Annotated in this window: 7 protein-coding genes and 1 pseudogene; 6 read left to right on the plus strand and 2 right to left on the minus strand. The window is 63.0% G+C overall.

Translation table 11 applies throughout. The features are described from left to right. The first annotated feature begins 53 nt into the window (after positions 1-53). From NA637_RS16975 to NA637_RS16985, 3 genes are all read left to right on the plus strand, one after another. A complete protein-coding gene (locus NA637_RS16975) occupies positions 54-308 on the plus strand; it encodes a type II toxin-antitoxin system Y4mF family antitoxin (protein WP_108233681.1) in 255 nt (84 codons plus the stop codon). Beyond that, complete coding sequence (locus NA637_RS16980) at positions 298-1,572, plus strand: type II toxin-antitoxin system HipA family toxin (protein ID WP_108233660.1); 1,275 nt, start codon at positions 298-300, stop codon at positions 1,570-1,572. The genes NA637_RS16975 and NA637_RS16980 overlap by 11 nt, the downstream gene beginning before the upstream one ends. Before the next feature lie 682 nt (positions 1,573-2,254). After that, complete coding sequence (locus NA637_RS16985) at positions 2,255-5,425, plus strand: PAS domain S-box protein (RefSeq protein ID WP_256073478.1); 3,171 nt, start codon at positions 2,255-2,257, stop codon at positions 5,423-5,425. A gap of 83 nt (positions 5,426-5,508) precedes the next feature. Here the strand turns inward: NA637_RS16985 and NA637_RS16990 are convergent, their stop codons facing one another. Then, positions 5,509-6,876: an IS1182 family transposase gene (locus NA637_RS16990; protein WP_256073479.1), complete on the minus strand. Its 1,368-nt coding sequence runs from the start codon at positions 6,874-6,876 to the stop codon at positions 5,509-5,511. Between the two features lie 43 nt (positions 6,877-6,919). Here NA637_RS16990 and NA637_RS16995 point away from each other — a divergent pair, with 43 nt between their 5' ends. Together NA637_RS16995 and NA637_RS17000 are read left to right on the plus strand one after the other, a co-directional pair. Further along, on the plus strand, positions 6,920-7,816 hold the full coding sequence (locus NA637_RS16995; RefSeq protein WP_256073480.1) for a response regulator: 897 nt from the start codon (positions 6,920-6,922) through the stop codon (positions 7,814-7,816). Then, a complete protein-coding gene (locus NA637_RS17000) occupies positions 7,813-9,003 on the plus strand; it encodes an EAL domain-containing response regulator (RefSeq protein ID WP_108233658.1) in 1,191 nt (396 codons plus the stop codon). The genes NA637_RS16995 and NA637_RS17000 overlap by 4 nt, the downstream gene beginning before the upstream one ends. A 138-nt stretch (positions 9,004-9,141) precedes the next feature. On the opposite strand, the pseudogene NA637_RS17005 reads toward NA637_RS17000, so the two are convergent. Beyond that, positions 9,142-9,434 (minus strand): annotated as a pseudogene (locus tag NA637_RS17005) (ATP-binding protein); the annotation flags it as partial. Between the two features lie 467 nt (positions 9,435-9,901). On the opposite strand from NA637_RS17005, the gene NA637_RS17010 reads away from it, so the two are divergent. Continuing rightward, positions 9,902-10,816, plus strand: a 915-nt coding sequence (locus tag NA637_RS17010; RefSeq protein WP_256073481.1) for an FAD-dependent monooxygenase, incomplete at its 3' end; no start/stop codon positions are given.

Consider the following 10,816-nt stretch of genomic DNA (forward strand, 5'->3'; position numbering starts at 1 on the left):
TGGCGCGGTACCAGCCGAATAATTTCCCGATCAGGAAAATAATCGAGCAGGCCATGATTCATATCGACTCCACACAAGCACTCGGCGCAGCCCTGAGAGCAGCACGCAAGCAGCTAGGCCTGACGCAATCCGATCTGGCCTTGGCCGCCGGGGTTGGCGTGCGCTTTGTGGTCGATCTGGAGGCAGGCAAGCCCACGGTGCGGCTGGAACAGGTGCTCCGTGTAATCGATGCCCTGGGTGGACGGGTGCAACTGGCCGGACTTCCCGAATCGCCAACTACAGCAGAGACCACTCGCCATGGCGCATGAACTCGAAGTCTGGCTGTTCGCCGACAAAGTCGGCACCTTGTCACTGCTAGATGGTCGCCTGAGCTTTTGTTATCACGCCAGCTGGCTGGCCACCCCAAACGCAGTCGCACTGTCGTGCTCCTTGCCGCTTCAGGCTGCCTCCTTCGATGACATTCGTACTCGACCTTTCTTTGCCGGGTTGTTACCGGAAGGCCATTTGCGGCGACTGATCGCTCAGCAGTTTCAAGTGTCGAGGCAGAACGATTTCGCCTTGCTGAATGCCATTGGCGGCGAGTGCGCCGGGGCCATCACATTCTTGCCAAAGGATGCAGTCCCTCAGATCGGCAGCGAGGGCGAAGTGCTGTGGCTGGACGATCAAAGACTGTCCGCCATCCTGGACGAGTTGCCCCGCCGCCCGATGTTGGCTGGCCAGGACGGCCTGCGCCTGTCGCTCGCTGGTGCTCAGGACAAACTGCCGGTGGTTTTCGACGGACAGCGCATAGGCTTGCCTCTGGGAGGATACCCCAGCACGCATATCCTGAAACCGCCGATACACGCAGTCGAGGACAGCGTGATCAATGAGGGCTTCTGTCTCGCTCTGGCCCGTGCGATGAAGTTGCCAACCGCCGAAGCACGGATTCATAAGGCTGGCGACTGCTGCTTCCTGCTGGTCACACGTTATGACCGCCAGCGCGATGCTCAAGGCAACCCGGTTCGCTTGCATCAGGAGGATTTCTGCCAGGCACTCGGCGTGGTGCCGGAAATGAAGTACCAGAACGAGGGTGGGCCCGATCTGAAAGCCTGCTTCGATCTGCTGCGGCGCATCACCCGCCCCAGCGCCCCCCAAGTGCTGCACCTGCTGGACTACGTGGTGTTCAACGCCCTGGTCGGCAACCACGACGCACACGCCAAGAACTTCTCGCTGCTGTACGCGCCCCCGTCATCCCAGGCCGCACCGACTCTGGCCCCGCTCTACGATGTACTGTCGACCGCCATCTACCCGAGCCTTACCCCGAAGATGGCGATGAAACTGGGCAGCATGTACAAGTTTAGCGAAGTTCAGTCCCGGCACTGGGAGCAATTTGCCGAGGCCGCCGGGCTGGCACGCGCGCAGACCCGCAAGCGAATCCTTGGCATGGCGCAGGCTCTGCCTAAGGTTTCGCGCACCTTGCAAGCGACGCCGCTGTTTGCGGGAGAGCCACTGATCGAGCAGATCGTCATCTTGATCGAGCAACGGGCTGCCCTGACAACTCGACGCCTGACAGACGGTGAGGACTCAGCCTGATGGATGCGGGCCCAACTCCGAACTCGGGACTGGCGCCGTTTTCATCGAATTGGCGCCGAGCCATGCAACCGGACTTGGCTGATAGTCCTGGCATCACGTCGCTTCCAGGCAAAAGAACCAGCCTCGCCCTACGACAAGCCTGCCAAAGCCACCCAACAGGGTAGAAAACCGGAGCAGCCCGAAACTCCATCCCCTGTCGGCGCTCACTGAAAATGATGATTTATCATCATTCAAGCGCTTATGAAGGATGATAAATCATCATTTTCACCGTTCAGCAGGGCTTCGATACCCACGGAAGCCCTTTGCGCTTGGCTGCACGGACAGCTCATCGTCCCGGGCAAATGAACCGCAGTCCCAAAAAGTCACTTTAAGTGCGTAAAAGCACTCTAAAGCACCTTTTCGGGGACATTACGCCACCGCTTGCGCAGCCTTCCCCCCAACAGCAGCAGGCTCTCATCTCGAGGGCCTGCTGGTTACAGGTATCAAGTGCAGCCAAGCCTGCCGTCTGCCAGCAACTGACAAGCATGTAATCCGACAAATCCGCTCGGAATTGAGCAGCAAACCGACCTACCTTGATATGCTTCGCGCGAAGCCGCTTTCCGGTCATAGTCATACCACCTGGCCGGAACCCCGCATGCAACGGTGATGGCCACAGGCACCCGCTAGTAAGGAATCCATGGACGTGGACAGCAGCCCCGCCCCCATCAGCCGACTGGAACAGACCCGCAAGAACCTGATCATCGCCGGTCTCTATGCCCTGGCCGGCTTCGCCGCCCTGCTGCTCACCCATACCTCGGGGTATGCCTCGCCGCTCTGGCCGGCGGCCGGGATCGCGGTCGCCGGCTTGCTCGCCTGGGGCTGGCGCTGCTGGCCCGGCGTCTGGTTCGGCAGCCTGCTGACCCACCTGTGGCTCGACCCTTCGTTGCAGGGAGCGGGCATCGCCGCCCTGCTGGCCACGGCCACCAGCCTGCAAGCGCTGCTCGCTGCCGCGCTGGCGCAGCGATACCTGCGCGGCAACTGGACAGTGGCAGGGGACCGGGGGCTGGCGGTCTGCCTGCTGGTCGCCGGCCCACTGAGCTGCACGGTGGCTGCCAGCCTCGGCTGCGCCGTGCTGTTCACCGCCGGCCGAGTCGCCGGCGAAAGCCTGCTCAACGAATGGCTGATCTGGTGGTCCGGCGACACCCTGGGCCTGCTGCTGTTCGCCCCGCTGGCCCGCCTGCTCTGGCCGGGCGCGCATCCACTGCGTATCGCTCGCGTCGGCAACTATCGCTTCGCCATGCCGCTGCTCATCACCGCCATTCTGTTGGTAGTCGGCCACCTCGGCCTGTCACAACTGGAAGAGCTGCGTGCACGCAGCGAGGCACGCAAGCTGATGGAGGTCATCGGCGACAGCGGCACCCGCGAGCTAGCCGAGACAATCTACCCGCTCGTGGGCCTGGCGCACTTCATCGCTGCCAGCCAGGAAGTCACCCGCGAGGAGTTCCGTCACTACACTCGCAGCTTCACCAACCACCCAGCCATCCTCTCGGTGGACTGGGCACCACGCATCACTGGCGAGCAACGCGCCGGTTTCGAGGCCTCCGTCGTCCGTGAGGGCTTCCCTGCTTTCCGCATCAGCGATCTGGACAGCGACGGCCACCTGCGCCCCGCCGCCGAGCGCGACGAGTATTTCCCGATCCTGTTCAGCGGGCCACTGACCCAGAGCCACACGGTGCTCGGACTCGACCACGCCTTCGAGCTGCCGCGTCGCGAGGCAATGAACGTCGCCCGAGGCAACGGCCAGGCCATTGCTTCCGACCTGATCCAACTGGTGCGCACCGACCGCCACGCCGCGCTGGTGTACATTCCGGTTTACCACCTCAGCCACGGCGTCCCCGCCCAGCAATTGACCGGATTCGTGGTCGGCGTGCTGGACATCGAAGAGCTGTTTGCCCCCCTGCTCAACATGGCCCGGGAGCGCCAGTTCGACCTGCGCATCTCGGACGTCACTCCTGGCAACCCGCGGCGAGACATCGTAGGCTCTCTGCCCACTGGGGCCCATACTGACTGGAGCTACGACTTCCACATCGGCGAACGCACCTGGCGCCTGGAGATGGAGCCCGAGGCGCCGCTGTGGCAGCCCGGCTCGACCACCGAGGAACGTCTGTTTCTCGGCTTCTCGATCTTCACCGCGTTCCTCGCCGCGTTCGCCACCCTGAGCAGCGCCGAACGGCACAGCCTAGTGTCCCACCAGGTGGCCGAACGCACCGCGCAGCTACGCCGTGAGCTGGAGATGCGCACCGCCGCCGAGCGCGCCCTGATCGAAAGCGAGGAGCAACGCAGTCGCTTCTTCGCCCTGTCCCTCGACCTGTTCTGCATCGCCGGGACCGACGGCTTCTTTCGCAGCGTCAACCCGGCCTTCACCCGCACGCTGGGCTGGAGCGAGGAAGAGCTGCTGGCCCGCCCTCTCGTCGATTTCGTCCACCCTGAGGATGTCGCGCGTACCCACGCCCAGATCGAGCTGATCGCCCAGGGGCGCAGCACACTGGACTTCGAGAACCGTTACCACTGCAAGGACGGCTCTTGGCGCTGGCTGGCCTGGAAGGCTCTGCCGCAGCCGGGCGGCCTGATGTTCTGTACCGCGCACGACACCACGGCCCAGCACCTCGCTGCCGAGCAGCTACGCAGCCTGAACAGCGAATTGGAACAGCGCATTGAGGAGCGCAGCCAGGCGCTCCTCGATCTGCACGCCAAGAAGGAGGAAATCCGAGCAGTCCTCGACCATCTGCTCGAATGCGTGGTCACCATCGACGAGCACGGCGTCGTGCGCAGCGTGAATCCCGCCATCGAGCCACTGCTGGGCTATCACCCGGAGGAGCTGATCGGGCGCAACATCTCCTGCCTGATGGCCCCGCCGCAGCGTGACGAGCACGACGGCTACCTCGAGCACTACCTGAGAACCGGCGTGAAGCACATCATCGGCTTCAGCCGAGAAGTCAGCGCTCGCCACAGGGACGGACATGCGGTCGACCTGGAGCTGAGCGTGTCTGAGTACAGCGCGCATGGGGAGCGCTTCTTCATCGGCACCCTGCGTGACATCCGAGAGCAGAAGGCACTCATCGCCAGTTTGACCCAGGCGCGCGAGGGCGCCGAACAGGCTAGCCGGGCCAAATCGGCCTTCCTCGCCACCATGAGCCACGAGATCCGCACGCCGATGAACGGCGTGGTCGGTCTGATCGACGTGCTGGCCCAGGACCACCTGCCCCCTTACCAGGCCGACCTGATCAAGGCCATCCGCGAGTCGTCGAGCAATCTGCTCGGGGTGATCGACAACATCCTCGACTTCTCCCGGATCGAGGCCGGCAAGCTGGAAATCGAGCGCGCGCCGCTGCAACTGGCCGAGCTGGTCGACAACCTGTGCAATACCCTCAAGCCGCTGGCCAGCTCGCAGGGGGTGACGCTCACCCACACGATCGCACCTGGCATCCCGCAGTGGGTGACCAGCGACGCGATGCGGCTGCGGCAGATTCTCTACAACCTGCTCGGCAACGCCATCAAGTTCTCCAGCGGGCGCAGCGACCGGCCGGGCCAGATCGTGGTGCAGGCCCACCTGGTCAATCGGCAGCCGCTGCGGCTCGCCATCAGAGTGGCGGACAACGGCATCGGCATCGCGCCGGAGCATCTGGACAATCTGTTCAGCCCCTTCACCCAGGCGGAAACCTCGACCACCCGCCGTTTTGGCGGCAGCGGCCTGGGGTTGGCTATCTGCCAGCGCCTGGTGGAATTGCTGGATGGCGAGATCCGCGTCGCCAGCACCCTGGGCAGCGGAACCCTGTTCAATGTCGAGCTGCCCCTAGCAGCCTGTCGGACTTGAGCCCCGTATGCAGATAGAGCAGCGGCTTTTCCGGAAACCAGGCGGTTTTGGCCTGTTTTCCCGGATTTATGCCTGTTTTTTGCTCAATCTCCGATTTTCAGGCGCAATACGGCCATGCGCTTCAGGTTCCACGCCAGGCACACCAGGGTCCATTCACCGCTGACCTTGTCCAGACCACGCAGCGAGAACTGCCGGAAACCCAGCACCGCTTTGATGATGCCGAACACCGGTTCCACCGTTTGCTTGCGCAACGCATACAGCGCACGGCCCGCCTGTGTTTGCAGCTTGTGCGTCATGTGCTGCGCCGGGCTGGCGTCGGCGGCCAGGGCCTGCGGTTCGATGAAGCGGGCGCAGGGCGACGGGTGATGCTCCTCCCGCTTGACCGCCATCAGTGGCTCGATGCCACTCGCGGTGCAGGCGCGGGCATTGGCTGCACTGTAGTAGCCGCTGTCGGTCAGCAAGTGCGTGGGGGTGCCCAGGGCTTTGGGCAATTCGGCCAGCTGTGCCAGCATCGGCACGACTTGCTCCTTGTCGTTGCAGGCCTGAGTGACGGTCGTCGCCACCACCAGCATGCTGGTTGTATCCACCGCTGCTTGGGCGTTGTAGGCCTGTTCGAAGCCGCCGCCCGACACGGGCATGATGCGCGAGTCCGCATCGGTCAGATTGATCTGGTCTTTGGCCATTGGCCCCGCGGCTGGTGGCTTGGGCGGTTTGCCACCCGGTTTTTTGCCGCGGGCTGCAGCCTTGGCCTCCCGTTGCGCCAGCTTTGCTTGATACTCGGCGTGTTCCTTGGCGAAGCGCGCCTTGGCACGGGCTTCGATCTTGGCTTTCGCCTCGGCCATGGCCGCCAGGCGGGCTTCACGGCGGGCGATTTCCTCCGGCAGGCTCATGCCGTCCGGCACCGCCGACTGGTCCGCCTGCTCGGCCAGATCGAGCAGCGAGCGCACTTCGGCTTTGAGCTGGCTTTCGAGCTGTTCGATATGGCCATGGGATAGCGCGCTGTGCCGCGAGGCGTTGGCGTGGATCTTGGTGCCGTCCAGGCTGATCGTACCCAGGCTGAGCAGGCGCATTTCCTGCGCCATCTGCAGCACCTGCACGAACAGACCGGCCAGTTCGTCGAGAAAGCGGCGGCGGAAGCTGGCCAGCGTATCGTGATCTGGGTGGGCGCCGGCGGCGATGAAGCGAAAGGCCACCGAGTCATGGGTGGCGCGTTCGATCTTGCGGCTGGAGAACACGCCGGTGGCGTAGCCATAGATCAGCAGCGCCAGCAGCATCGACGGGTGGTAGGCGGCGCTGCCGCGTCCGGCATAGGCCTTGGTCATGACGCTGACATCAAGCCCCTCCACCACTTCCACGATGAAGCGTGCCAGATGGTTCTCCGGCAGCCAGTCCTCGATGGAGGGCGGTAGCAAGTAGCTGGTGTGACGATCAACTGGGCGGAAACGGCTCATGCTCGGACTCGCGGAAGGCAGGCTGCCATGATCGCAGAAACCCATGGGAAAGCCCGACAGGCTGCTAGAGCCAGCCGTCGCGCCGACGCCGGTTGAAGGTCCCGCCACGACCGGCGACGAGTCCCTGGCCTCACGGCCGGAGCCCGACGCCCCATCGCGCCGGCACATTCTGGTGGTCGAGGACGACACGCTGAGCCGCAAGGTCATCCAGCTGCAGCTCGCCCTGTTCGGCTACCGCTTCGACATGGCCAGCAACGGCGCCGAAGCGCTGGCCATGTGGCGCGCGGGCGACTACGACCTGATCCTCAGCGACCTGCACATGCCGGAAATGGACGGCTACCAGTTGGCCGAGCGGATTCGTGGCGAAGAGACCGGCCGGCGGCGCACCCCGATCCTGGCGCTGACCGCCAATGCTCTGCGCGGCGAGGCCGCCCGCGCCCACGACGCCGGCATGGACGAGTACCTGACCAAGCCGATTCGCCTGACCACTCTGCGGGCGGCACTGGAGCGCTGGCTGCCCGGCGCCATCCCCGCCATGCGTAGCGAGGCGGCAGACGCCCAGACGGTGCCGGCCTCGCTGCTTGACCCGGCCGCGCTGTCCGCGCTGGTCGGCGAAGACCACCAGTTGATCCGCGAGATTCTCGGTGACTACCGCAATGCGTTAGGCTCCCTGACTGGACAACTGCTGGACGCCTTCGGGAATGGTGACCTGACCGGTGTCGGCGCCCTCGCCCATCGACTCAAGTCCTCGTCCCGCGCGGTCGGTGCGACGCGCCTGGGCCAGCTCTGCGCGATGCTCGAACAGGCCGTCAAGAGCGGCGACCATGACTCGCTGGAGCGCAGCATCGCCGAATTCACCCCGCTCTGCGCCGCCACCGGAGCAGGGATCGAACAGTTACTGGAAGCTGGCAATCCGGCCGAGCAGGAGGCACCCCGATGAGAGTCCTGATAGTCGACGACGACACCTTCATCTGCCGGCTACTGGAGCGACAGCTCAAGTCGCTGGGCCTCACAAACGTGATCGCCTGCGACCGCGCGCGCATTGCGGTCGAGCACCTCGAGCAGGGCCCGGCCGAGGTCGACCTCATTCTCTGCGACCTGCAGATGCCGGAAATGGACGGCATCGAATTCATCCGCCATCTGGTGCACCTTGGCTACCGCGGCGCGCTGGTGCTGGTCAGCGGTGAAGACGAACGCATTTTGCAGAGCGCCGAGCGGCTGGCCCAGGCTCATCGCCTGTGGGTGCTCGGCACCCTGTTCAAACCGGTGTCCAACGAACAGTTGCAGAAACTGCTGGACCAATCCGTGGCGAACGCCATCCCTCCGATGGATACCGATGCGCACAGCTATGACGCCGACGAACTGGCCAGCGGCATCGCGGCGGGTCAGTTGGTCAACCACTACCAGCCCAAGGTCGATTTACACACCGCCCGGATCATTGGCGTCGAATCGCTGGTGCGCTGGCAACACCCCCAAGATGGCCTGGTCTACCCCGACCGCTTCATCGACCTGGCCGAGGACAGCGGCCTGATCGAGCCGCTGATGCGCTCGGTGCTACGCAACGCCCTGCGCGACACCCGCCACTGGCACGACGCCGGGCTCTCCCTGCAAGTGGCTGTCAACGTGTCGATGGACAACCTGCAGGTGCTGAGCTTCCCCGACTTCGTCGAGCAGGAAGCCCGGATCGCCGGGGTGCCCCTATTCAGCCTGATACTCGAGGTGACCGAAAGCCACCTGATGAAGAACCGCCAAGCCGCCCTAGACATCCTCACCCGCCTGCGCCTGAAGCGCATCGGTCTGTCCATCGACGATTTCGGCACTGGCCATTCCTCGCTGACGCAACTGCGCGACATCCCCTTCAACGAACTGAAGATCGACCGCAGCTTCGTGCATGGCGCCTGGCAGGACTCCGCGCTCGGCAGCATCCTCGATGCCAGCCTGGGGATGGCGCGCAAGCTGGGCATGAAGACGGTGGCAGAAGGTATCGAGGACCGCGCCGACTGGGACTACCTGCGTGCCGCCGGCTGCGACGTGGCCCAAGGCTGGTTCATCGCCAAGGCCATGCCGGCACGAGCACTACCCGCCTGGCTGACGGGGTGGGAGCAGCGCCGGAGCGAGCTGGCCTGAGACCGGAACCCAGGCGCAGCAGCAAGACCTCGACAGGTCGGCCCCTTGCAGGAACTCCGTGAGCCACAGCTGCGCTTGCCGAAAACCCACCACGGTTATCCCCATACGCGCGAAAAAGACTATGCCTCAGGAAAAAGTCGTGGGGCCGATCCGCACGATGTTCTCAGTACGCTCGACGAACGCCAACCCTGCCGACTCATGCAGCAGTGTCTTGGGCACGCCGGGACTGAAGCCGAAGTCGTACTCCTCCAGCATCTTGATCGCCGGTAAACAGGCCATTCGCGTCAGCAGCTTGCGGCTGCATTGCTGGCGAAAGCTCTGCTCGGTCAGCAGCAGTTGCTCCAGGAAGTCGCCGAAGCTGAACTCATCCCTGCCTGCTTGGCCAACACCGGGTAGTGATAGGCGACGCGCTCCAGGACGATTGTCTTCATGTTGTCGAGCAGCGCTGAGCAACGCGGGACTGGGGCTCCTTGAGCTAGTGCCGGACGGTATTGCGGGACACGCCCAGCGTCGTGGCGATCTGCCGAATGCTGCGTCCCTAACGGGGCAATACCCTGAACTCCACTGCTTGCTCCTGGGTCAACATGAGCAGCCTCGACAAGGCCGCGACGTTAGCCCAGGTGGGTCAGTTTTACATCGGCCTTGGCACATACAGTTGCATACTTTCCCCTCAATATTCATACCGGTGATGATGGCTATACAGCTTCGCTTATTTACTTATATAACAGCCTTCTCTATTTTTCACCCAACGCATCATTAATGGGAGCGTGGTCAGAGCGGGCTCTCACGCCACGGCATGAGACGCTGCAATTCACCGCCCCCTGTTAAATGCCCCAGCATGATGCCATTCGTACCATCTCAATTTTCGCCCACCCCTAATAAGAAAGAGATAATAATTATGAATGAAAAAGAAACCAATAAAATACGCCGCATTGCTGTGGTCGGCGGCGGTATCGGCGGCTTGACCTTTGCGATTGCTATGCGTCACCACGGTATCGACGTTGATGTATACGAGCAAGCGGAGGAGTTGCGTGAGGTGGGTGCTGCGGTCGCCCTATCCGCCAATGCCACGCGTTTTTATTATAACCACTGGGGTTTGGGCGAGGCGTTTGAAGAGGCTGCGTTTGAGATTTCAGCCTTGATCTACCGAGACGGAAAGACCGGCCGTGAAATCGGCAGGCACGCCGGGGGGCAGGCGTATCGAGACCTTTTCGGCGGCCCATATCTCGGCATCCACCGGGCCGAGCTGCAAAGAATACTCTCCACCAAGGTGGGTATGGATCGCATCCACCTGGGTAAACGCCTAGTAAATATCGATGATACTGGCGAGCACGTAGTGCTGAACTTCAAAGACGGTAGCAAAGCGGAAGCCGATATCGTCATTGGTGCTGACGGGGTGCGTTCCTCTGTACGAAACTTGATGCTCGGTTATGAAGATTACATATACGCGGGGTACACGGCGTTTCGCGGCATCGTGCCAGTCGAAAAATTACCCAGCATGCCTGACCCGACCGCGATCCAGTTCTGGATGGGTGAGTCCGGCCACTGCCTTCACTACCCGATCGGTGGAGATAGGAAAGGAGACATCAATTTCTTCCTCGTTGAACGCACCCCGACGACCTGGCCGCTAAAACAGTCGACCGCACCTACAGGCGACGGTGAACAATTGCGCCTATTCAAGGACTGGCATCCCGCTCTCCTTGAGATGATCGCTTCGAACACCCTGAAGACAGTCAATGAGCGATGGGGCATGGTCTATCGCATGACCCTTGGTCGCTGGAGTAAAGGTCGGGTAACGCTGCTCGGTGATGCC

Source organism: Stutzerimonas stutzeri, assembly GCF_024448935.1.
In the GTDB taxonomy this organism is placed as follows: Bacteria; Pseudomonadota; Gammaproteobacteria; order Pseudomonadales; family Pseudomonadaceae; genus Stutzerimonas; species Stutzerimonas stutzeri_AO.

Bases quoted from the DNA above. Each gene is read 5' to 3' on its own strand.
- NA637_RS16995 (WP_256073480.1), top strand. From the start codon at position 6,920: ATGGGAAAGCCCGACAGGCTGCTAGAGCCAGCCGTCGCGCCGACGCCG.
- NA637_RS16975 (WP_108233681.1), top strand. From the start codon at position 54: ATGATTCATATCGACTCCACACAAGCACTCGGCGCAGCCCTGAGAGCA.
- NA637_RS16980 (WP_108233660.1), top strand. From the start codon at position 298: ATGGCGCATGAACTCGAAGTCTGGCTGTTCGCCGACAAAGTCGGCACC.
- NA637_RS17000 (WP_108233658.1), top strand. From the start codon at position 7,813: ATGAGAGTCCTGATAGTCGACGACGACACCTTCATCTGCCGGCTACTG.
- NA637_RS16990 (WP_256073479.1), bottom strand. From the start codon at position 6,876: ATGAGCCGTTTCCGCCCAGTTGATCGTCACACCAGCTACTTGCTACCG.